Source organism: Anaerostipes caccae L1-92 (genome assembly GCF_014467075.1).
Taxonomy (GTDB): Bacteria; Bacillota; Clostridia; order Lachnospirales; family Lachnospiraceae; genus Anaerostipes; species Anaerostipes caccae.
The window spans coordinates 2,953,800-2,977,291 of sequence record NZ_AP023027.1 but is presented as its reverse complement, the minus strand read 5'-3'; the positions used below and the strand labels follow the sequence as shown (position 1 = coordinate 2,977,291).

General features: G+C 43.1%; 24 protein-coding genes. 21 read left to right on the top strand and 3 right to left on the bottom strand.

Features of this window, described 5'->3' with window-relative positions; all coding sequences use genetic code 11:
* Nucleotides 1–132: 132 nt before the first annotated feature.
* The 10 genes from ANCC_RS14385 to ANCC_RS14340 all read left to right on the top strand — a co-directional run bounded on the left by ANCC_RS14385 (nt 133) and on the right by ANCC_RS14340 (nt 12,068).
* Nucleotides 133–798 (top strand): bacteriophage Gp15 family protein, encoded by a 666-nt coding sequence (locus tag ANCC_RS14385; protein ID WP_006566218.1) that lies wholly within the window; start codon nt 133–135, stop codon nt 796–798.
* A gap of 107 nt (nt 799–905) precedes the next feature.
* Nucleotides 906–6,395, top strand: coding sequence for a phage tail tape measure protein (locus ANCC_RS14380; RefSeq protein WP_006566217.1), 5,490 nt, complete (start codon nt 906–908; stop codon nt 6,393–6,395).
* On the top strand, nt 6,395–7,111 hold the full coding sequence (locus ANCC_RS14375) for a phage tail domain-containing protein (RefSeq protein ID WP_006566216.1): 717 nt from the start codon (nt 6,395–6,397) through the stop codon (nt 7,109–7,111). Before ANCC_RS14380 ends, ANCC_RS14375 begins: the two co-directional genes overlap by 1 nt.
* Nucleotides 7,112–8,860 carry a phage tail spike protein gene (locus ANCC_RS14370; protein WP_006566215.1) on the top strand — a complete coding sequence of 583 codons (1,749 nt, stop codon included), beginning with the start codon at nt 7,112–7,114 and terminating at the stop codon, nt 8,858–8,860.
* Between the two features lie 15 nt (nt 8,861–8,875).
* Nucleotides 8,876–9,766: a hypothetical protein gene (locus ANCC_RS14365; protein WP_006566214.1), complete on the top strand. Its 891-nt coding sequence runs from the start codon at nt 8,876–8,878 to the stop codon at nt 9,764–9,766.
* 13 nt (nt 9,767–9,779) lie between these two features.
* Nucleotides 9,780–10,028 (top strand): hypothetical protein, encoded by a 249-nt coding sequence (locus ANCC_RS14360; protein ID WP_006566213.1) that lies wholly within the window; start codon nt 9,780–9,782, stop codon nt 10,026–10,028.
* A gap of 36 nt (nt 10,029–10,064) precedes the next feature.
* A complete protein-coding gene (locus ANCC_RS14355; RefSeq protein ID WP_006566212.1) occupies nt 10,065–10,349 on the top strand; it encodes a hypothetical protein in 285 nt (94 codons plus the stop codon).
* 11 nt (nt 10,350–10,360) lie between these two features.
* A complete protein-coding gene (locus ANCC_RS14350) occupies nt 10,361–10,564 on the top strand; it encodes a holin (RefSeq protein WP_006566211.1) in 204 nt (67 codons plus the stop codon).
* 33 nt (nt 10,565–10,597) lie between these two features.
* Nucleotides 10,598–11,338 (top strand): peptidoglycan recognition protein family protein, encoded by a 741-nt coding sequence (locus ANCC_RS14345; RefSeq protein WP_006566210.1) that lies wholly within the window; start codon nt 10,598–10,600, stop codon nt 11,336–11,338.
* 82 nt (nt 11,339–11,420) lie between these two features.
* Complete coding sequence (locus tag ANCC_RS14340) at nt 11,421–12,068, top strand: Rha family transcriptional regulator (protein WP_039946338.1); 648 nt, start codon at nt 11,421–11,423, stop codon at nt 12,066–12,068.
* A 185-nt stretch (nt 12,069–12,253) separates the two neighbouring features.
* Here ANCC_RS14340 and ANCC_RS14335 read toward each other — a convergent pair whose 3' ends face one another.
* From ANCC_RS14335 to ANCC_RS14325, 3 genes are all read right to left on the bottom strand, one after another.
* Entirely contained in the window at nt 12,254–12,736 is a 483-nt protein-coding gene (locus ANCC_RS14335; RefSeq protein ID WP_006566208.1) for a hypothetical protein, read from the bottom strand.
* An 11-nt stretch (nt 12,737–12,747) separates the two neighbouring features.
* Nucleotides 12,748–13,257, bottom strand: coding sequence for a hypothetical protein (locus ANCC_RS14330; protein WP_182483070.1), 510 nt, complete (start codon nt 13,255–13,257; stop codon nt 12,748–12,750).
* A gap of 96 nt (nt 13,258–13,353) precedes the next feature.
* A complete protein-coding gene (locus ANCC_RS14325) occupies nt 13,354–13,563 on the bottom strand; it encodes a helix-turn-helix domain-containing protein (protein ID WP_039946334.1) in 210 nt (69 codons plus the stop codon).
* Between the two features lie 154 nt (nt 13,564–13,717).
* On the opposite strand from ANCC_RS14325, the gene ANCC_RS14320 reads away from it, so the two are divergent.
* From ANCC_RS14320 to ANCC_RS14270, 11 genes are all read left to right on the top strand, one after another.
* Nucleotides 13,718–14,131, top strand: coding sequence for a hypothetical protein (locus ANCC_RS14320; RefSeq protein ID WP_039946331.1), 414 nt, complete (start codon nt 13,718–13,720; stop codon nt 14,129–14,131).
* 24 nt (nt 14,132–14,155) lie between these two features.
* A complete protein-coding gene (locus tag ANCC_RS14315; protein WP_156782913.1) occupies nt 14,156–14,461 on the top strand; it encodes a hypothetical protein in 306 nt (101 codons plus the stop codon).
* Nucleotides 14,451–14,891 carry a hypothetical protein gene (locus tag ANCC_RS14310; RefSeq protein WP_006566202.1) on the top strand — a complete coding sequence of 147 codons (441 nt, stop codon included), beginning with the start codon at nt 14,451–14,453 and terminating at the stop codon, nt 14,889–14,891. The genes ANCC_RS14315 and ANCC_RS14310 overlap by 11 nt, the downstream gene beginning before the upstream one ends.
* A gap of 16 nt (nt 14,892–14,907) precedes the next feature.
* Complete coding sequence (locus ANCC_RS14305) at nt 14,908–15,150, top strand: hypothetical protein (protein ID WP_006566201.1); 243 nt, start codon at nt 14,908–14,910, stop codon at nt 15,148–15,150.
* A 600-nt stretch (nt 15,151–15,750) separates the two neighbouring features.
* Nucleotides 15,751–17,679: a BglG family transcription antiterminator gene (locus ANCC_RS14300; RefSeq protein ID WP_006566200.1), complete on the top strand. Its 1,929-nt coding sequence runs from the start codon at nt 15,751–15,753 to the stop codon at nt 17,677–17,679.
* Between the two features lie 182 nt (nt 17,680–17,861).
* Nucleotides 17,862–19,928 carry a BglG family transcription antiterminator gene (locus ANCC_RS14295; RefSeq protein ID WP_006566199.1) on the top strand — a complete coding sequence of 689 codons (2,067 nt, stop codon included), beginning with the start codon at nt 17,862–17,864 and terminating at the stop codon, nt 19,926–19,928.
* Nucleotides 19,909–20,373 (top strand): PTS sugar transporter subunit IIA, encoded by a 465-nt coding sequence (locus ANCC_RS14290; RefSeq protein WP_006566198.1) that lies wholly within the window; start codon nt 19,909–19,911, stop codon nt 20,371–20,373. Before ANCC_RS14295 ends, ANCC_RS14290 begins: the two co-directional genes overlap by 20 nt.
* 49 nt (nt 20,374–20,422) lie before the next feature.
* The gene (locus tag ANCC_RS14285; protein WP_006566197.1) at nt 20,423–20,707 is read left to right on the top strand and encodes a PTS sugar transporter subunit IIB; all 285 of its coding nucleotides are present in this window, start codon (nt 20,423–20,425) and stop codon (nt 20,705–20,707) included.
* Between the two features lie 27 nt (nt 20,708–20,734).
* Entirely contained in the window at nt 20,735–22,096 is a 1,362-nt protein-coding gene (locus ANCC_RS14280; protein ID WP_006566196.1) for a PTS galactitol transporter subunit IIC, read from the top strand.
* Nucleotides 22,097–22,109: 13 nt separating this feature from the next.
* A complete protein-coding gene (locus ANCC_RS14275) occupies nt 22,110–22,616 on the top strand; it encodes a hypothetical protein (protein WP_156340152.1) in 507 nt (168 codons plus the stop codon).
* A complete protein-coding gene (locus ANCC_RS14270; protein WP_006566194.1) occupies nt 22,610–23,482 on the top strand; it encodes a class II fructose-bisphosphate aldolase in 873 nt (290 codons plus the stop codon). The genes ANCC_RS14275 and ANCC_RS14270 overlap by 7 nt, the downstream gene beginning before the upstream one ends.
* Nucleotides 23,483–23,492: the final 10 nt, after the last annotated feature.

The window sequence follows — 23,492 nt, the reverse complement described above, 5'->3', positions numbered from 1 at the left end:
TCAAATGCACCCTATGCATACCGTTCATTGGTGCAATGGTTCGATTGTATCAATTTTGTAAGGGCAATAGAACCTGCGAGAGGCACAGGTGGAATCTTATAATAAACTTGTCCAGTCCATGGCAGGTGACTAATGAATATTCTGACGGATCAGCTGCCGGAAACCGTTCTGGTGGCTGGTCAGGAACATAAGATCAATACAGACTTCCGAGTGTCGATCCGTTTTGAGGAGATGATACAGGATAAAAACATCACGGAAGAACAGCGGTTTTTTGTGGAAGATATTCTGAATATCCCGGAGTTTGATGGAGACGAGAAAAAAGCCAGGCTGCTTGCGAAATACAATAGCGGCCTGGTTTTGTATTATCCAGAGATACCGGAGGACCTTGACGGAGCCATTTCACAAATGTTGTGGTTTTATCAGTGCGGGAAAACAGAAGAACAGAAGCAGTCCGGAAAAGGAAAGAAACAGGATCAGATTTATAGCTTTACTCATGATGCGGATTATATCTATGCTGCATTTATGGAACAGTACGGCATAGATCTGAACGCTGTCGAATTGCACTGGTGGAAGTTCTCGGCCATGTTCGCCGGATTAAAAGAAGACTGCTTAATATCGAAAGTGATGGGATACCGGGCAGCAGATACCGCAGGTATGGATAAGGAACAGAAAAAGTTCTATAAGAAGATGAAAGAAATATATAAGCTACCGGAGAATGTGTCCGAAGAAGACAGGATGTTGGAAGAAGAGGTTACGCAGGCCCTTTTGAGCGGTGGGGACCTAAGCAATATTTTATAAATAAAAACACTGTAACACAGAGGTTGCAGGGGAGCGGAACTCTACGCCCAGGAAGATAGAGACGTGAACATAGAAGACAGACGCAGGCAAAAAAGAAAGGAGAATATATGCCTGACGGAAGTATTGAAATCGAAGTTGAGTTAAATTCGGAAAAAGCCGAAAAAGAACTCAAACAACTATCGAGAACACTGGACACAGAGACGAAAAAAGCGGCGAAATCCGCAGAAACTGCGACCAAGCAGGCGGCAAAGTCCGCAGAAACCTCTGTAAAACAAGCAAGCAAAACAACAGAACAGGCGGCAAAAAAAGCCGGGAAGACAGCGGAAACAGCCGCAAAGCAAGCCGGAGAGAAAGCCTCGCAGAGCACGAAAAAGGCCGGAGAGGAACAGAAGCGGTCTTATAAGCAAACGGAGGCACAAGCGAAGAAAAGTGCGGAAAATGCAGAGAAATATTGGTCTGGTGCTGCCAGCAAGATAAAACCTGCGGTATCTACCGGAATGAAAGCAACCGGAGCCGCAGTTATTGCGGGCGGTGCGGCATCTTTGAAAGCAAGTATTTCGTTTGAAAGTGCTTTTGCTGGTGTAAAAAAGACAGTAAATGCCACGGATAAAGAACTGAATATCATGCGAAAAGACATTTTAAATATGTCGAAAGAGATGCCAACCTCTGCAAATGAGATCGCAGGGGTAGCAGAGGCAGCCGGACAGCTTGGCATTAAGACGAAGAATATCGCAGGATTCTCTAAAACCATGGTTATGCTTGGAGATTCTACGAACATGTCCGCAGATACGGCGGCAACCTCTCTGGCAAGGCTGGCAAACATCACACGGATGCCACAGACGCAGTTTGGACGGCTGGGATCTGTAATTGTAGATTTAGGAAATAATCTGGCCACAACAGAGCAAGAGATTACGGATATGGCTCTTAGACTTGCAGGAGCTGGACATCAGGTTGGAATGTCAGAAGCAGATATACTTTCCTTTGCTGGGGCGTTATCTTCTGTAGGGATCGAGGCAGAAGCTGGTGGAACGGCATTTTCTACCCTAATGTCGAAAATGAATCTTGCAACTACCAAGGGCGGTGACGAATTAAACGACTTTGCGAAAGTGTCTGGCATGACGGCGGATCAGTTCAAAAAGGCATTTAAAGAAGATGCAGCAGGAGCTATTATTTCCTTCATCCAAGGCTTGGATAAGGTAAATAAGAGTGGCGGCAGTGCAATAAAAGTCCTGGACGATATGGGGCTTTCCGATATCCGTATGAGGGATGCACTGTTAAGAGCAGCGGGAGCATCTGGGACATTTACAGAAGCCTTAAAGATCGGCAATAATGCGTGGAACGAAAATAAGGCCCTTACGAACGAAGCTGGGCAGCGGTACAAGACGCTAGAAAGTCGGATCAAAATACTTGGAAATAAGTTTACTGCGCTCGGAATTGCAGTGGGAGATGAACTCAAAGGACCGCTTGCGGATGGAGTGGCAGCGGCATCGGATGCGATCGGAGGACTGGCGGACCAGATAGAAGCGCACGGGCTTAAATCCATCATTCCGAAAGAGACGATTACCACGGTCAAAAATCTTGGCTCTGCGGCAAAGACAGTCGCAGGTGGCGGTCTGAAAGTATTGGGATCTGCGGCGAAGTTCCTAGGAGAGAACATGCAGACGGCACTTCCGTTAGCAACAAGTCTTTTGGTTGTGCTTAAAGGCTACAAAGCTGCACAGGCCGTTTCTGGAAGTGTAAGCGCACTGGGGACAGCATTAAAAGCACTCAATGCTCTGGAAAAAGCGAACGCAATCACTCTTGTGGCACAGCAGGGAGGACTTACAGCATTACAGACTGTGGTTGGAATTTTTACGGGGAAGATTACACTTGCTACAGCGGCAACGGGAGCCTTTAATGCTGCATGTACTGCCCTTGGTGGACCCATCGGCATGGTCGTACTGGCAGCAGGGGCCTTGACAGCAGGGATTGCAGCATATGCCTTGACTGTTCCACGGGCAGAGACAGAAGCCGATAAGTTTGGAAAGACTTGTGAAAGAGTGAAGAAAGCACAGGATGATATGGGAGCATCCATAAAGTCACTTCACAAAGAGAATGAAAAAACTGTGGAATCTACCAGAGCACAGGGAGTAGAAGCGGATAACCTGTTTAACCAGCTACAAAGGTTAATAAAGGTAGAAAATAAGAGCGCAGGGACAAAGGCAAGGATAAAAAGTGTTGTAAAAGAACTGAACGATCTCATGCCAGAACTTGGGCTAAAGTATGACGCAGAGAGAGATAAGTTAAATAAGTCCACAGAAGCAATAAAAAATAATATTGATGCTCTGAAAGAACAAGCAATGGCAAAGGCTTATCAGGCTGGAATGGAAAAATCAGCGAAAAAGGTTGCCGAGGCAGAAATAGAGCATGAAAAAGCAATCAATAATCAAACAGAAGCGTTGCGAAGGCGCGATAAAGCGCAAGAGAAGTTTAACAAACTGAAGGATAAATATGGTCTTGGGTCTGGGAATCTGGAACTTCAGAAGGCAGGAGCTGCTCTGGATAGATATAATCAAGCTTTAGATGATGCAGACGATGCTGTAGATAAAAGTAAAAAGAACATGGAGTCCGCATATGGTGAGTTGGGAACATGGACGGATAAATTTACCGCGCAAACAAACTTCAATGATTTCAAGGCGAACCTGGATAATCTTGCTAAAGAGGCAGGAATAAAAGCATCTAAAATACCGGAATCCATTGGGAAAGGGATTCAGGATGGTATCTATGCTAATCCGACGACCGGAAAAGAACTAAAACAGCTAATAAAGCTGGATGATCTGGTAAACAGCGAAGATCTTGCAAAGATGCAAGAAGCTGGAATGAAGATACCGGAGTATCTGTCACAGGGTATGGCAGACGGGTCTATTTCCTTTAAGGCAGCAGCACAACAGTTGAAAAATGGAATCAACTGGTCTGACATGATTGAAAAGGCAAAATCTGAGGGTGTGCAAGTTCCGAACAGTATTGCAGAGGGAATCCAGTCGGGTGAGTATGCGGTACCGACCTCGGTATCAGCAGTAAAGAATCTCGTGAATTTTGAGGATTTAAAGGCAAAGGCACAAAATGGTGGTATTCAGGTACCGGAATATTTGGCTAATGGAATTACTTCTGGAAGTATGAAGCCAGCAGAAGCAGCAAAAGCATTAGCAAATCTGATGGATTTCCAGGCAGCGGTTGATAAGGCAGGACTACAAGGGGCACAGATCCCTACAGAGTTGGCTACAAAGGTAGCGCAAGGAAAGACCAGCGTAGACAATGCAGTCACTCAAATGATGAGCGGTCAGGGATTATCAACAGACACCTTTGGTGTAAAGAACGTTATTGACGGCGTAGCAAAAAGCACAGGAGACTCTGCAAAGAAAATAGAAACAAATATGAAGGTGAAGCCTGTAGACAACAGTGGTGCGGCTTCATCTTCTTTTAAACCTTTTAAAACAGAATCGGCTAAGGCAGTCGGAGAAACAAAGAAAAATACCGATTCAATCAAGAAAAATTCAAAAATTCCAGCGACGAATAACTCAGGCGCGGGAAAAAAAACAGAGAGTTCTTTTACGAATGAACTTTCAAAGGGCGCAGGGAAGGCCAAGGCGGCAACTGCAAAAGTGAGTAGTTCTGCAGCAAGCGGATTTTCTGGCGGTGCCTCTAAGGCCAAGGCGGCAGGAGCGAAGCTAAGCAGCGCATATGTCTCTGGCATTTCTTCCAAGAACGGGCAGGCTACCGCAAAAGGAAAAGAGCTTTCAAGCAAAACTGCCAGCGGCGTGATTGCAAACAAAGGAAAGATCAAGACGGCGGCGCAGAGTGCTGTGAATGGAGCGAAGAAAGTAAGCACAGGTGGATTCAATAGTGTCGGAAAGAACATTTCCTCTGGAATCGCCTCCGGAATCAATGCGAACTCCGGCGTTGTTTCTTCTGCGGCACGGAAGGTAATTCAGCAGGCCAAGGCAGCGGCAGAAGCAGAGGCTGGCATCCATTCTCCATCTACTCTGTTTAAAAATGCAATCGGAAAATTCCTTACTCTTGGTATAGCATCCGGAATGACGGATAATGCCGGGAAAGCAGCAAAAGCAGCCATGAAGGTGATAAATGTAACAATAGGCGCTGCGAAGAAAGGCATCCCGTCACCAGGGAAGATGTTCAAAATCCTAAAAGGTGAAACGATCCCGAAAGGCATTGCAAAGGGTGTCAGAGAGGGGCAGAGTGAGCTTGTAGCAGAAATGCAAGGAGTCATTTCTACAGCACTGTCTGCGGCAAAGAATGCTACATATAAAGGCAATTACTCCGAGATCGGAAGTAATCTCTTGAGTGGTCTGAGCGACTCCCTAAGCATCGCAAAACAGCGGTCAAGCGAGACAGTGCAGCAGATCATTGACCAGGCATACAACAAGCAGGTAAAGGCAAGCGAAAAGGCCGAAGCAAAGCTGCAGAAAAGAATAGATAAGCTTGGCAACAAAAAGGAAAATAAGAAAAAGAAAGCCAAGCTTAAACAGGAGTTAAAGGATCTTAAAGCTGCGAATGCAAAGAAGGAGAAGCAGCTAAAAGAGGCCGGAGAAAAGGCCGCAAACGCCTATAATACCGCCTTTGAGAAAGAAGCGGACCGCCTGACCAAGATTGCCGAGGAGAAGATCCAGGAGCTTTCAGAGAAGTACCAGGAACAGTACAACGAGATCAAGAGCCTGCGGGACAATCTTACAAGCAAGCAACAGAGTTACGGCAGTCTTTATGATCTGGACCAGAACCTCTATGACATAGAAGACTACCAGAAACGCCTGAAAGCCTTGGAAAACAAAATTCCTGATTCCATGATGCAGCGTATCCTTGGCATGGATGTGGAAGAAGGGCGACAGTATATGGCCTGGTTCCAGTCCCTTACGGCGGCAGAGCAGAAAGCTTATACGGACAAGTGGAACAAACAGCAATCCATGGCAGAAAGCTTTTCAGAGTCCTTCTTTAAAGACGACTTTGAGAAGATTAATAAGGAATATCAAGCAGCAATAAAAAAAGAAACAGATAATCTGAATGCCGAGATGAAAAAGGCCGGGGCTAACGTTGCTAAAGGTTTGGCAGCTGGAATAACCGGAGAAACCCGGAATCTGAGCAAAGCCATGAAAAAGCTTTGCAAAGATATTGTAAAAGCCGCAAAAAAAGAACTGAAAATAAAATCCCCATCTCGTGTATTCGCCCAGATCGGAAAGTTTACGATCCAGGGAGCGGAAAAGGGGCAGGAGAAAGAGGCACCGAGACTGTATCGGCAGGTTGAAACTGTTGCGGATACCATGGCGGCACGTTTTGCAAAAGCAAAGCTAAATATACCGGAGTTGCAAAGTCGGATGCAGACAGCGGTATCAAAGCAGATGGGAAAGATCACAGCCAGTGTGCAGCCACAGGTTGTTTATGCCGGAGGAGGTACAACGACAATAGAGAAGACGGTATACACAGGGCCAGAAAAGATAGAAGTTGTAACAAACATAGAGGGCCGAGAGGCGGCAAGGACGCTGGCCCCATTTATGGATAGCCGATTGAACAGCATGGCAGATAGAAAAGCAAGAGGAGGCGTGTAATGGAAGATAGAGGAACATTAGGCGTATTAATTGGTGGCAAGCATACGCTTAGAGATTGGAATCTGGGGTGGTTGTCGATCACCCTTGGATTCCCGGAGGCAAAGACGTATGAGCAGGACATACCAGGAGCTGATGGCTCACTGGATCTCACTGAGGCAATGACTCCGGGAGATGTAAAATACAAGCAAAGATCCCTCACCATGGAGTTTGACCAGCTGGACAAAGATTACTTTGATTGGAACTCTAAAGTCTCCGAGATTGCAAATTATTTGGTAGGCCAGAAGTTTAAAATCTTCCTGGACAGTGATCCTGCGTTCTACTACATAGGACGCCTCAAACTGGATTCTGAGAAGTCGGAGAAGGCAGAGAGCAAGATCACACTGTCAGGCGAGGTTGACCCATATAAGTATGAAAAATATAGCAGTCTGGAAGACTGGACCTGGGACGACTTCAATTTTGAAACAGGGATTGTGAGAGAGTATAAGGATTTGAAGATAAACGGCAGCTATAAACTCTATATTCCTGGGCGCAGAAAGAAGATCGTGCCCGTGATCGAGTGCAGCGCAGCTATGCAGGTGACATACAACGAGAAGATATATAGCCTTCCTTTGGGAAGGAGCAAGGTATTTGACATATGGCTTAGTGAAGGAGATAACTATCTTGTTTTCACAGGCACTGGAACAGTGAGTGTAGATTACAGAGGAGGGAGCTTATAAATGTATAGAGTTCTATGTGATGGAAAGGTGCTGCACGATGTGCGGGACGAAGACTATATGCTACTGGGGCCAAAAGTGGCTTTAGAGCTTAACAAAACCGGGAACTTTGATTTTTCAATTCTCCCACGGCATCCGAATGTAGATGTTATCAATAAGCTGAAATCAAAAATTGAAGTCTATGAGGATTCAGAACTATTGTTTTCGGGCAGATCCTTAACGGATGAAATAGATTTTCAGAGGACCGGGCAAGTTTCCTGTGAGGGGGAGCTTGCTTTTTTGTTAGATTCCGTACAGCGGGCGCACACATACGGAAGCGAATCTTCGGAAGTGCATAAGGCAGATAACAATATAGATATTTTCAAAGCCCTTATTGCAGAACATAATTCACAGATGGGAGCAGAAAAGCAATTCACGATTGGGACCATAGATATTGATAGTGTCCCGATTACAAAATTATCTACGAATTATGAAATAACATGGGATTTTATAAATACAAATTTTATAGGGAAATATCCTGGATATTTGCGTGTGCGGCATGAAAACGGCATCCGCTATCTGGATTATGTGAAGCAGTATGGAAAAGTGAGCAATCAGGTGATCCGGTTCGGAGAAAATTTGCTGGACCTTAAAAAGTACACTAAGGCAGAAAACATAAAGACTGCAATCATTCCGGTTGGTGGAAATGGTGTTACAAACATTGCTTCTGCAAACGGCGGGAAAGATTATATCTATAACCAGGAGGCGGTTGATCTCTATGGATGGATCTACGAAAAGGTGGATTTTCCGGATGCCGTTGATCCGAAAGACTTGCTTGCAAAAGGGCAGGAGTATCTTAAAACCTGTGTGAATCTAGCAATCACAATAGAACTCACAGCGGTAGATTTACACATGATTGACGTGGATATAAATGCTATCAGGCTGGGAGATCTGGTTCCCTGCGTGTCACAGCAGCACGGATTGTTGAGCACTATGGGGGATGTCTCTACATATTACTTGGTCAGCAAGTATGAAATTGATCTGGAAAACCCGGCTAATAATAAGATTGTGCTGGGGCGGACGATCAGTAGCCTGACCGATAAGGTGGCAGGAACTTCCAATTTGACGAACATCGTGCAGGGAATGGCCGGGAGCGTGAACACCGCTGTAAACACAGCAAACAACGCCGCAAACACTGTGGAACAGATCCGGGTAGAGATGGATGCAGTAACAAACAAGTTGTGGCCTGTTGGCAGTATCTACATTTCCGTAAACAATGCGAATCCAGCGTCGTTTTTCGGCGGCAGCTGGGTACAATTCGCTACTGGAAAAACAATCGTGGGAGTAGATACCGGGCAAGGAGAGTTTAATGCCGTGGAGAAATCAGGTGGGCATAAGGAATTGCAAAGCCATGCACATGGGATGAATAATCATGTGCATAGCCTAAATAACCATACACATACTGTTCCGAATCATGTTCATACGATGCAGGGGGCTGGAAATCATTATCATTATCTCGGAATTAACAAAGATGCTGTACAAAAAGGAACGTCTTACAATAAGCCGAACAATTTTGAAAGCGGCAGTACATCATATAAGTCAAACACAACAGGCAATCACGCACATACAATGAACTCTTCCGGGACATGTACCACGGGAGGAAATAGTGGAAACACAGGCGGAAACAGCGGGAATACAACTTCCGCAGGCGGTGGTAATGCAGGAAACTTACAACCATATATAACTGTCTATATGTGGAAAAGGACAGGGTGATAAGAAAGGAGAATTATGTTAAGTTTACAAGAATGTTTAGAAAATATTAAAAATGCTGTACTTGGCAGGGATGTTCGGCAGAGCATCCATGACGGGATCAAAGGCATTAATGACGAAAGCAAGGCTGATATGGAGGCGAAGCAAGCAGTCATAGACACATATACAGCAAAACAGGATGCACTTGACGAAAAATATGACCGTCTATTAGACGAAATGTCACAGGCGAATCCTTCTCTTGCGGAGGTGGTCGACGCTCGACAAAATGAGGCCGGGACTGTATTTACGAATTTAAGAGAGAGACTAAATGATGCAGACCAGAAGCAGACAAATAGTAGTGCCGAGTTGTCTACAGAGATAAATAATACAAGAGCTGATCTGGATATGAGAATTGAAGCAAATCAGGCTTTAATTTCACAAAATCAGACTAGAATTTCTACCATGGATACTAACCTGACAAATTTAAGAAATGACGTAAACAGTTACAAAACAACAACAAATAACAGGCTGACAAACTTAGAAAATGATAGTGGATGGAAAGGTTTAGCTGTAAATATGCTGGCTTTCACAGAATATAGCAGTGGTTCAGGGCTTGTAATTCGTAATGTTGGGAAAATTGTAAATATTGTGGGAACTCTTACGACAAAAAGTTTGGTGGGAAATAAAACCGTGATAGATAATGGAGAAGAAGCAGTGCTTCTACTTCAGGGCATGGAACTTCCAGAAAATTATAGACCTAAAATCGGAGTTGTTACTATTCACCAAGGCAGCGGGAAAGCAATTTTTATGACCCAAGTTAGCCCGGATGGAACAATTAAAATCGGTAGATATAGAGAAGGAAACACATATCCTTCGACCCTGCCGAACAATGTATGGTTACCAATCAACATTATGTATATAGCAAAATAAGAAAGGAGATAAGATGTTAGAAACTAAAAGATCAATCACGCTCACCGGAGAAATCAAAGTCAAGGATTCCGATCGCACCGTAGTCTATCTGAACGCCACAGTCGCAGAAAACGGAGACGGGGACAACATAAACCAGAACATTCAGGATTCAAAACTCTACGAAGCAAACAAAGACAGCGTGCGGCGGGAAATCGCAGAGTTTACACAGCAGTTCTACGAAGCGCAGGACGCCAGGGCAACAGAGACACCAGAACAGCAGTAAGGCCGCAGGGCCTTTTGCAGACATAAGGAGAGCGAAGTGTTACAACAAATTTTAGCAGCGTGCGGAGCAATTAGTATAATCGGCGGGGCCGGGGCGGTGATCTACAAGGTCATTCACCCGGCCTTTAAATTTAAGAACCGGGTGGAAAAGTTGGAGGATCACTCGGAAAAGGATTACAAAAGGATCGTGGCGATAGAGGAGATGCAGCGGCAGCAATCAAAGAGCCTGGCTGCATTGCTAAACCACCAGATCACAGGAAATGGTATCGAAAACATGAAAAAGATAAGAGATGAACTATTAGAAAGTATCATCGACCAATAAGAAAGGAAGGTATGAATATGAGAGATTGGAAGAAGTGGGGCAGAGCCGCAGGAATCAGGGCTGTTAAGACGATGGCACAGACTGCAGTAGCAACGATAGGAACCACGGCTGTAATGTCCTCTGTGGACTGGAAAATGGTATTGTCCACGGCGGTATTGGCCGGGATTGTATCTGTACTTACATCCGTAGCAGGGTTACCGGAGGAGGGCGAGTAATCGTCCTCTTTTTTTTCAGGAAGGAGAAAAAATATGGCATTAAAATTTAAAAAGAAGTTTGCCCATAAAAGCAACTACGGCGGCAAAAGAAGCACAAAGGATATAGATTATATCGTTGTGCATTATACCGGAAACTCTAAAGATACGGCCTTGAATAACTGTAAATACTTCCAGGGAGCATCCAAGGGAGCGTCCGCACACTACTTTGTAGACGGCGGGAAATACGTCTATAAGTCCGTGGCAGTAAACCGGGTGGCCTGGGCAGTCGGCGGCTGTTATTCCACCGTGGGAGCTGCGGGAAACTACTATAAGAAGTGCACGAATGCAAACAGCTTATCTGTAGAGATGTGCAACGTTACTAGGAAAGTGCCAGCAAATGTTAGGGACCAGACAATCGAACTGGTAAAATTCCTAATGCAGAAATATGGCGTTCCAGCATCCCACGTGATCCGGCACTGGGACGTAAACGGGAAGAATTGCCCTATGCCATGGATCGGAGCAGACAACAATGGTTGGAAAACTTTTAAAAATGCTATCGGAGGGCAAAGTGTAAAATACACAACCGTAAAAAAGACATCCTCTAAAAATGCAATACGGTGGATGCAGGGAAAACTAAATTCACTAGCATCTGGTGCAGACATTGCGGTAGACGGAGAATGGGGACCAGCAACACAGAAAAAGTTGGAAAGATACTGGAAGCAGCTCGGATGGAAGAAAGGCAGCTATGCCGGGAAAAAGACCTGCACGGCTCTTTACAAAAATAGAAAGAAATAGAATGGGCATCTGGAATCCTCCGGTATGCTTATTTTTTTAACTACCTTACATGCAAATAATAATCAAGGAAAGGAATTATAAAATGTTAGTTGAAGTAAAAAGAATTGACAAACAGGAAAAAACAGTAGTTAGTAGTTTGGACGTTGCAAATACTTTTGGAAAAAGGCATGACAATGTATTAAAAGATATTCGAGAACTTGGTTGTAGTGAAGAGTTCCGACTCCTAAATTTTGAGGAGTCAAAATATCTAAACGAACAGAAGCATAAGCAGCCGATGTACTATTTGACACGAGATGGGTTCACTCTTTTGGTTATGGGTTACACCGGCGAAACAGCAATGAAATTTAAAGAGGCGTATATAAAACAGTTCAATGCAATGGAACGTACTTTACAAGGGAAACTAATCGAAAGGGAAAAAGGTATTGCGGTTCGGCAATCTCTCACAAAGGCATTACAGCAGTCTACAGAAAATGAGAGGATGCATGGTCATGCCTATTCCACATATACGAATTGTATTTACAAAGTACTATTCGGGATGAACGCAAGACAACTCCGTGAAAAGTATGGAATAGATAAAAAGGAGAATCTTAGGGATTACTTATTAGAGGAGGACTTGAGAGCTGTGCAGTCTATGGAGTGTTTAGTGAGCGGATTGGTTGACTGCGGCTGGGGATATGACCAGATCAAAGAGTTTATACAGCAGAATAATAGTGCAAAGATTGCAGCTTAATAGTTTCAGGGCCGGGAGAAATCCCGGTCTTTTTTGTGCTCTGAAATGATGTATAATAAGCAGAAGAAAAGCCTCGGAGCAATCCGGGGCTTTTTTTAGTGGCAGAATTAGCATGACTATAGCATTATCATATATTTTAAATCCCAATATGGGTCTGCCGTTTACTTTATTATAACTATTTTATTCTAATCTTTCAATAAATTTTCAACCGTTTTTTTGAAACTCTCGTTTTCTTTGATGTAGTCAGGAACTATTTCCAGACCGCCATCCTCAATGCAATTTGCAACAGCATCCCAGGAGTAAGCTATTACTTGTTTTCCATCTTTAAATAAACAGGAGGAAAAAGCGTAATAGGTATAGTTTGCACATACTAGAAAACCATGGACTTCCTGCGCTTCTTTGAGTACGTCAAGAACATCTTTTTGTCTCTCTATGCTCATGGCTGTCCTGAAATCAAATTTCATAGCAGATTCTGCAAGGTCCCAGAAAACAATTTTGGCCTTATTATCTTCTTCACGCTTGTCTTTACTACTAAAATGCTTGTCATAAATATGATTAAAATTATTGGCCTGAATTAGTTGCTCTTTAGTGAGACCACTATCTTTAATTTGTCGAGCAATAGACTTTTCCATGATTTCTATTTCCGAATTTAAATCTACAAATTTCATATTAATCCTCCTCAATTCTGACCGGAAATACTTCCACCCCATAAATATTGACCATCGCTCCAAAATTCGTTTATTTTATAATCGACTTCTGAATCAATGTTACGGTATTTTTCATATGAGTCAAGTATCTGTACTCGCTCCTTATGTTTAATTGCACGGCCATTCTTTTCTCTAATGATCCTAGTTTCTTCTTGAATGTTAAGTTCCATCAGGTTTGCTACCATACCGAATTTATTTCCTCTACTAGTGAGACCCCTCCATTCATCAATAAACCATTTTGATGAATCCATATCACAAAACTTTTGTTTTGCAAAAGAAAAATCATATTTTTCACAAAATTCGATTCCTTTGTTTCTGATGTCATTTGCCCAAGCAACCTGTTTTTCGGTTCCTTTGAGTTCTGCCATTTTCATTTTTGCTTCCCTCCATGCTTTCTTCAATGCGGAGGAAATCGTTTCTTTAAATCTTTTTACCAGCTCCCATGCTCTTTTCATGATTTTTGATAAGTTATATTTTTTCATCTTCGTTTCCTCCTTATTAACTCGTTTCCTTTACTGTAATTATAGTATAAACCAAAAACGGTCTAAAGTCAACAGGAGAATTAAACTTTTTTCAGTTTATTTTTTCGTTTCTACATATTTGATAATGTTACCAGGCTGCATATCTAGCAATTCACAAATCTTATCTAACGTTTTAATTCCAACTGGCTCACCGTTTCTGATTTTCGTCATTGCGGACTGGCCTATAATGTTTTCTTTTAAAATCCTCGTACTATTATATCCTGCCTCTTTCAAAGATTCGATTACATCAATTTTATATACAATCATCTTTTTCCCTCCTTTTATATAAGTATATAGTACACAATAAAAATGGTCAACAAAAATAAACTGAAAAAAGTTTAAAAAAGAATTGACAATAAACCAAAAATGGTTTATACTATAATTACAGTAAAGGAAACGAGTTAATAAGGAGGAAACGAAGATGAAAAAATATAACTTATCAAAAATCATGAAAAGAGCATGGGAGCTGGTAAAAAGATTTAAAGAAACGATTTCCTCCGCATTGAAGAAAGCATGGAGGGAAGCGAAAATGAAAATAACAAAACTCAAAGGCAGCGAAAAACAGATTGCCTGGGCAAAAGAACTTATCGAAAAAATGAGCACAGAATTTACATCTTACTTAAACATGGTACCGAAAGAACAAAAAGAAAAAGCGGAAGAAATTTTAAACAAAATCGTTGAAATCACAAAGGAATCCTATGCAGGTGATGTGATTGAGCTTTTAAGCAAAAATAACAAAGCCTCTGACGAGTATTACAGATCTTTTTACACACAAATGAGAATTAGCGGAAATGCTCTTTGCATGAGATTAAAGAAGGAAGTTTTTGGAAGATAGCAATTAATGAAGGGAGAAGATAACATGACAATAGAATTATATAAAAATTATGGTGTTTTATCCGCAGAAAAAAGAACGATTTATACATACGGAAACAAATCTGAACAGGCAGATTTTAGCGAAAAAATAGAAGTAAAAATACCGGATGGATGGGAAGTCGAAAAAAACGAAACTGACATAGTCATTACTGCGCCATGGGGTTGGGTATACACCCCGAACGAGCTATTGTATGATAACGACGGAGCACCTTGTTTTCTCGGAACGGACAAGGATGGAAGATTTTTTAACATTGAGCTCGGAGAAGAAAGAGGCGATAAAAATGGAAATTAATCATTATACGATAAACACGCAACATAATAGAGTATCAGGTACGGAAGATGTGCGAAATGAAACAATCGAATACCTAACAAACTTGATCAGAAACACTAATGAGGGAGATCCTATCGAGTTGCTAGACGGAGCAACGATGGAATTGACAACTGAGCAAGGCGGTTATGTCGCGACAATTAAAGTCGGTGGTGATGTTGTATTAGCCACCGCAGGTGCTTGTAACAAACTACAAGCGAAAAAAATATGGAAGACGATGCTGAAAATTGCTGAACCGGCCCTTCCTGACAAAGTAGAGCCATTCCCGGTTCAGCCACCTTTTATCCTAGATCTTCTTTTCCCTGGCGCATTACTGCACCAAGATATTTTATCATGGACAGGCGATTTCACAAGATGCCTTGGACACTTATTGTTAGGCGAAAAACAAAAATAAAACGGAGGTAATAAATATGAATAATATAATAGAAAAAGCACAGGCAATGGACCAGTTTGGCAACAACCTTCCCGATGTAGAGCAGGGGGGGCAAATAGAGCTTGGTGAGATCTGGGACGGCACAGGAGACGTGCCGCAGGAGTCTTGGAGCATCCAGATCACGGACAGTGATTGGATCAATTACTGCTTTGAGATCGTAGAGAAAAACAGTGATCCACTCAAGACTGTAATCAGGATCACGGACATAGAACTGATATAATGTATAGGCCCGGCAGGTAGCCGGGCATGGCGTAAAAGCATGGGATATAATAGCTGTAAGACCCTATAAGAAGCGGGTAGTTTGTCGTAAATTTGTCGGCAGTGTCTTACAGACCGCATAAAACCGTGGTTCCGTGTTTCATAAACAATAACAAGAGTTGTATTGAAATATATCAGAGTTTTCAACATCGCTGACAGGGATCAGATAAACAATAACAAGAGTTGTATTGAAATTTGTGACCCCTCCATCCCCTATTACAATGCCTTGGAGATAAACAATAACAAGAGTTGTATTGAAATGAGGTTATAGACGATAAAACAGTCGTCTATATTACGATAAACAATAACAAGAGTTGTCCTAAAAGCATTAGTGAAGTTCAATAAAACAATATTCTGCTTAAAATTAACAATCTTTCTTTATCCCAAAGATCCGGTTCCCCGGATCTTTATTACATAGTTACAAGGATACCTGATTTTTGACAGAGATCTTTTTTTGACCAGTTACAGCCACGATGATCACCAGTTGCGGAATAGGATCCCGTTAAGGTATAATGATATATATGACCAGCGGATATAGATGCAATACAAAAGAGGGATTTGAATGTTAAACCAACGACAAATTGAAATTTTATTAGAATTCTGCAATCACTCCGATGAGTTCCTGACTGCGTCTCATTTTGCAAAGAAACTGGACGTGAGTCTCAGGACCGTTCAGGGGGACATGAAAGTGATCCGAAAGGAACTTGCGGATGAGACATGTGCGGAATTGGTTTCCAAGGCTTCCAAGGGAAGCTGTATCCAAGTGAAAAACTATGATGAGTTTTCCGCATTCGTGAATTCTCTGTACCAGCAGTACACAACAGTATCTCTTAATTATCCTACAAGCCGGATCAGCAAGATACTGCTTTTGCTTCTGAACAGACACAGGGCTGTATCTGTTATGGAATTGGAAGACAAGCTTTATATTTCGAGATCCACACTGCAGAATGATTTAAAGAAAGTAGAGGAAGTCCTTGAAAAGTTCCAGCTGGAACTATTAAAAAGCAGCAATAAAGTCATGATTGACGGATATGAGATCAATAAGAGACGATGCCTGGCGGAACAGGATCTCTATCTGGCCCATATCAAAAACGAACAGGGCATGGTATATATTGATGAGAGACAGCTTGCAAAGATTAAAAATATACTGACTGATATTTTTGTAAACTATAAGTATCACATTATGGACACGGACTTCAACAATGCGATCCTGTTTTTAAATATCATGATCTGCCGGATGGGTGAAGGATTTTACATACAGCCGGGCGAACTGGATATTTCGGAACAGCTGGGCAATGAATACGAGATAGCCAAAGCAGTCTTCGGGAAGATCAGCCGGAGATTCTTCATAAAAGTACCGGATGAGGAGATACGGTATTTTTCTCTATACTTGAAGGGACAGGGAAATAACAGAGATTCCGATACGATTACTCAGGAGATGGATAATTTTATTTCTGAAGCTTTTGAAGAAATCCGGCGGAACTTTGGGGTAGATTTTACGGACAACATAAATCTGCGGATCACATTGGCGCTGCACTGTATGTCATTGAGTATCCGAATCAAATATGATATGCAGGTCAAAAATGATATGCTCAACTATATCCGGGAGACTTTCCCGCTTGGTTATGATATTGGGGCTTATTTTGCATTTCTGCTTCATCAGCAGTATGGAAAGAGGGTGTCAGAAGATGAAGTGGCGCTTCTGGCCGTCCATTTTTACAGCAGCCTTCTGGAATTGAACAGCCGCCAGGGGAATAAACGGATTCTCGTGATCTCCGCTTTGAAAAACAGTATGACGCTTTTGATGAAACAGACCCTGCTGAAATGGTTCTCGGAGTATGTCTCTGTTATAGACTTCGTCAATCCTATGGATGTGACGGAAGACATGCTGGACGAATATGATATCTTTCTGACCACAGAAAAAGAAGAATTTTTTGAGAAGGGGCTGGCAATGTATGTGGATACATTCCCCAATCAGCATGATTATATGAATATTAAGCTGAATATTGATGGATTTAAGGATATAGAAGATGTGGCAGATATTTTTCATCCGGAGCTGTTTTCCAGTGTGAAGTCTTCGAATAAGGAAGAAGTGCTCAGTATGCTCTGCGAAAAATCCACTGCTTATTTCCAGGTAGAAAATCTTCATTCCCAGGTTTTACAGAGGGAAGAAATCGGCAGTACCTTTTTCAGCAAGCAGATCGCAGTGCCTCATCCGATGTATGCGGTTTCATCCGATACGTTTGTGGCAGTATGCGTATCGAAAGAACCTATCATTTGGGATGAAGAGAAAAATGAGGTTCACTTGGTGATGCTGATGCACATCGGAAAAAATAATCCGCAGGCATTTCAGCTTTGGGATTATTTCTCCAAAATGTTTGCCGATAAGTCTCTGGTGGAACGTCTGGTAGAAGATCCGTCTTATCCTAATTTTATCCGGCTGGTAAAAGGGGCTTTGGAGACAGGCATCAACAGCACGGAGACAATTTAAGATCGTTTAATAAAATCAGGGCAGAAATTCATTTTTGGGATTTCTGCTCTGATTTTATGTTATAGAGAGAAGGCCGGGCAGTTTTAAATTAACCCAATTTCACGTTTTTCCATTGCAACTGATTGGACTTTTTTGTCGGATAAAATGGATTTAGAATAGAATTAAGCTCAAGGAGGAGAAAAATGAACAGGAGAAGCAATAAGATTCTGAAGGATCTGATCCTCGGTATTCATGCAGACGTTTCCGGATTAGAGGAGAAATATCATATACAGGAGAGAACGATACGGGCAGATATAAAAGAGCTGAATAAAGATCTGGAAGCATATGAGCTGCCGGTCATTGCCTCGGATCTTGACGGAAAGCTGTGGATTGACACAGATAAAAAAGTTGATATCCGGGCCTATGAGAAATTTATATCCGAGTACGACTTTTATACTTATTACCTTTCAAAAAAGGAACGTTCCACCATTCTGGCAATGATTCTTCTGAATGCTAGCGGATATGTGACGGTGGACCAGCTGAAAGAAAAGATCGGCGTCAGCCGCAATACCCTGCTTCAAGATCTTCAGGAATTGAAAATCTGGTTTAAAGAAAATGGAATGACGCTGGTATCCCAGGTAAGGAGGGGATATATTATTGAGGCATCGGAGCTGGATGTACGGAAAGGTATCTTAAAGCTTTTAGAAGTAAACGGCGACGACAATTATTACAAGAACGGATATGATCTGAGTGTTTTTTGGAATCTTCTGTTAAAAGAGGCAGACAGCCTGGAAATTTACGAGAAGATGAAAAACTGTATTCTGGAAGAAGAGGAAGAGACACAGATATTTTTTGCCGACTATTCTTTTTTTGAGGCTGTGACAGAGCTTACGATTGTAGCCAACCGGATCGTACGAAAGCATTTTCTTCCGGGGTATTTCACCAACGAATGGAATTATTTAAAAGAAGGCTCCAAGTACACGTTCAGCAAAGGACTGTTCGGGAAAATTTCTGACATGTTTCAGATGGATGTGCGTGAGGTCGAAATCCTTTACTATACAGAATGCCTGAACGGAAAAAGTTATTTGAAAGATGATGCACAGAAAACAAATGCTCTGGAATTAAGAGTCATGATAGCGGAAACGATTTATCAGATTTCCAGCTGTTTTGGAATTGACTTTTATCTGGACTTTACTCTCTATGACCTGCTGGTGGCCCATATGAGGTCCGCGGTGCACCGTCTGAAAAACAGCGAAGTTTTGGTGAATCCGCTGAAGGATACTTTAATGCAGGATTATCCTGAGATTTTTGAGAGTGTGAAGCAGCATCTCGGCTCACTGGAGGATTATGTGGGCCAGAAGTTTTCAGAAGACGAAATGTCCTTTATGGTACTGTATTTTGCCTCTGTGATGGAAAAAGAAAAGGCAGAGACAGAAAAGAGCAGGAAAGTAAAAGTGGCTCTTGTATGTGCAACCGGAAGAGGGACTGCACAATTTATGATGGCGAAACTGAAGACGCTGGATGATATGATCGAGATCGTAAGTATCTCTTCTTTCCATAATATGAGGGAGATCGAGAAAAACGGAACCCAGATGATCATATCAACGATCCCGCTGGATGATGTGAACATCCCTTATGTGGAAGTCCGGTCTCCTATGCTCGAGAAGGACGATATCCTGGATATTCAGAGAAAGGTCCTGGAAATACGGGAGGGAGACGGTGGAGAAGGTAAAGAACGGGAGCCGGAAATCACAAGTCCTCCTGATGTCAATATTCAGGGTGCGTTCTATGATCTGCTGAATGAGCAGAGGATTCAGGTGGGATACGAGGCAAAAGATTGGGAAGACGCGGTCCGTCAGTCGGGGAATCTGCTGCATTCCACAGGCGCAGTGGAGCCTGGATACGTAGATGAAATGGTTATGAATATCAAAAGAAACGGTCCTTATATTGTCGTCTGTCCGGAAACGGCGCTGCCGCACGCAAGCGCGGAACAGGGCGTCATTGAGGAGGCGGCATCGATCCTGAGATTAAAAGAACCGATTGATTTTCACAGCGGAAATAATGATCCGGTGCGGTATGTGATCGGGATGAGCATTCAGAGTGCAAAAAGTATCAACAGCGCAATCTATGACCTGATGATGATTTTCGGGAATGAACAGATCCGCAGAATATTAGATTCTCTGCCGGATGCAGAAGCCGTTTTAAATACGATCAAACGATTAAATTCAAAATATAATGAGGAGAAAGACAATGAAAATGATAACCAGTAACACAGACAAACATTACCTTGCAGTTTCTTTGTCAGGTTCAGATGATAAAGAAGTTTTGGGGAAAATGGCTGAGGCCATGTTTCAGGAGGGATATGTAACGGAAGGATTTCATGATGCCATCATCCAACGGGAGGAGAATTTTCCGACCGGACTTCCAACCGGAGAGATCAATGTGGCCATCCCGCATACAGATCCCGAATATGTAAAAAAGCCGGCCATCTGTCTGGGCGTCCTCGATCAGCCGGTAGAATTTTGCGTCATGGGAATGGAGGGTGAGAAAACCAGCGTATCTCTTTTGTTTATGCTGGCGATCAAGAAAAAAGAAGACCAGCTGGGGCTGCTCCAAAAACTTATCGAGGCGTGCCAGGATCAGGAGGTTTTAAAAGTTTTAAGAACAGGCAGTGTGGATAAGATCGATGAAGTCCTGGGTGACTTAATAGATTAGCACATAAAAACGAACTTATTAATATTTTTTATATAAAGGAGAATATATCATGAAAAAAATCTTAATCGCATGTGGATCAGGAGTCGCTACATCAACGGTTGCAAACCAGAAAATTTCAGCTTACCTGGATGAGCACGGATTTGCGGGGAAATACAAGATCGAACAGTGCCAGGTTTCCGAAGTCGTTGAGAAATCCGGAAATGTTGATTTCTGTGTTTCTACTACTTTAGTAAGCGGTGATGTCAAATGTCCGGTGCTGGCAGGACTTCCCCTGCTGACCGGGGTAGGGCTGGACAAACTGTACGCTTCCATTTTGGAAGAGATGCAAAAGTAAAAACAGGCAGATAAAAGGAGGATTATTATGCAGGCAATTATTGATGTATTCAGCTATATTAACTCACTCGGCGCCAGTGTCATGATGCCGATCATTTTAACGATCATAGGTGTGGTTTTAGGTGCCAAATTTGGCAAGGCCCTTCGTGGAGGCCTGACGGTAGGTATCGGGTTTATCGGATTGAATCTGGTTACAGGACTGATGGGCGAAAACCTGGCTCCCGCGGTACAGCAGATGGCTCAGAGATTTGGATTGGCCCTCTCCACCGTGGATATCGGCTGGCCGGCAGCATCAGCGATCGCTTTTGGTACGACAATCGGGCTGATCATTATTCCGATCGGTCTGATCGTTAATATTGTCATGCTGCTGACCAACACGACACAGACCCTGGACGTGGATATATGGAACTACTGGCATTTTGCCTTTACCGGTTCTCTGATCTATGTTCTGACAGGAAATTTTGCTTATGGAATTATCGCAGCGATTTTAAATATGGTGATCATCATGGTAATCGGTGACTACACGGCGCCGAAAGTAGAGGAAACCCTGGGCATGCCGGGAGTGTCCCTTCCTCATGGGTTTACAGCGGCATTTGTGCCGATTGCTATCGTCGTAGACAAGATCATCGACGTTATTCCGGGAGTGAAAAATATTAACATCGATATTGAAAAGCTTCAGAAACGTTTTGGTGTATTCGGAGAACCGATGCTGGTTGGAACTGTTTTGGGAATCATCATTGCAGCTTTGGCAGGAAATAATGTACAGACGGTACTGCAGATTGGTGTCACCCTCGGTGCTGTCATGGTATTGATCCCCAAAATGGCAGCATTGTTAATGGAAGGCCTCATGCCGATTTCTGATGCGGCCCAGGAATTTGTATCTTCTAAGTTTGCGAACAGAGGAAAAATTTACATCGGACTGGATTCAGCCGTAGGTGTTGGGCATCCGGTATGTTTAACAGTATCCCTGATCCTGGTTCCATTGGCAGTCTTTTTGGCAGTGATCCTTCCTGGAAATACTGTGCTTCCGATGACTGACTTATCTGTACTGCCATATATGTTTGTTCTGATCGTGCCGCTGGTAGGAGGAAACGGCTTCCGGGCACTGATCACAGGAATCGTCTGCCTGGTTGGAGGACTTTATATTTCTACCAATCTGGCACCATCTATCACCGCGGTTGCAAAATCCGTAAACTTTGCAATCCCTAAGGGAGCCGCTACGATTTCTTCTATCTGTGACGGGGCAAACCCATTGTCATGGGTACTTGTAAAGGCACATTCTGTGGGAGCAGTCGGACTCATCATTGCGGTAGCAGTTGCAGTTGGATTAGCTCTGATGAACAGAAAACGCATTATCAAAGAAGCAAAAGAATTACATGCTGAGGCATAAAGAAAGGTAAAAAATGATGAAGCGCTATGTATATCAACCATCACATTTTTCTATACAAATGACGGCACCCGGGATTTTTACTGCGGCCATCGGAGTGTTCTGCCTTTATCAGTTTTTGGCCGCAGGACATCATCTGCTGTATTTACTGGTTTTTGGACTGTGTCTCTATAATGTCTTTAATGTATTTGTGTCACTCAGCAATCCGTCTGAAGTCCGCATTGACAGCGGGAAGACCGTAGTGTTCTGTGCTTACGGGAGGAGACATACATATGAGATCAGTCAGATCAGCAAGTACAGCATGAGGCCGCTGGCAGGAGGAACAAAAATGTATATGACCTTTGACGGCGGCGGGATCATGAGGGGAAGATACTGGGTAAGAATTTCCGAATTTTCTGATGAAAAGGAGCTGGAAGAATTCTTTTATGATCTGGATGCACAGATCAACCCGGACTCTCTGGTCTCAAAAGCAAGAACCCAGGGACGGGAACGGTTAAAAAAAACGGGAGGATGTAAATGTTAGTTTCATTAAAAGAATTACTTGACCAGGCAAAAATAGAAAAGAAAGCAGTCGGCGCATTTAACGGAACCACACTGGAAGCAATCCGGGGGATTATTCAGGCGGCAGAGGAGCTGGAATGCCCGGTGATCCTGCAGCATGCCCAGAGTCATGACGAATTGATCGATCTTGACGAGATCGGACCAATCCTTAAATATTATGCAAAACGGGCCAAAGTGCCGGTTGCGCTTCATCTGGATCACGGAAGCAGCTTTGAACGCTGTGTCCAGGCACTTCATCTCGGATTTACTTCCGTCATGTATGATGCTTCTGCAAAAAGTTTTGAAGACAATGTAAAAGAAACAGCAGAGATCGTTAAAATTGCCCATGCAGTCGGCGCCGGCGTGGAAGCTGAATTAGGGCATATCTTTACTTCCCAGGTTGTTCAGGGAGAAGGAGCCGGATCTGACGGCAAAGATGATTATGATGATTTAGATTCCATTTATACAGATCCTGAGGTTGCAGGGGAATTTGTGGGGAAGACTGGAGTCGACTGCCTGGCTGTGGCATTCGGAACGACCCATGGGGTGTATCTGACCGAACCTAAGCTGGATCTTCCCCGGGTTGCAAAAATCCGTGATGCGGCCGGAGTGCCTCTTGTAATGCACGGAGGCTCCGGTGTGTCAGATGAAGATTACAAGGTGGCCATCGAAAATGGTATCTGTAAGGTAAACTATTATACTTACATGAATACGGCCGGGGGAAGGGCTTCAAAAGAATACTGGGAAGATGAAGCAAAACCGCTGTTTTATGATTCCATGTCCCTGGCAGCCACAGAGGCAGTCAAAGAGGATGTAAAAAAAGCGCTGAAAGTATTCCAGAAGAAATGATTTGGAGGGA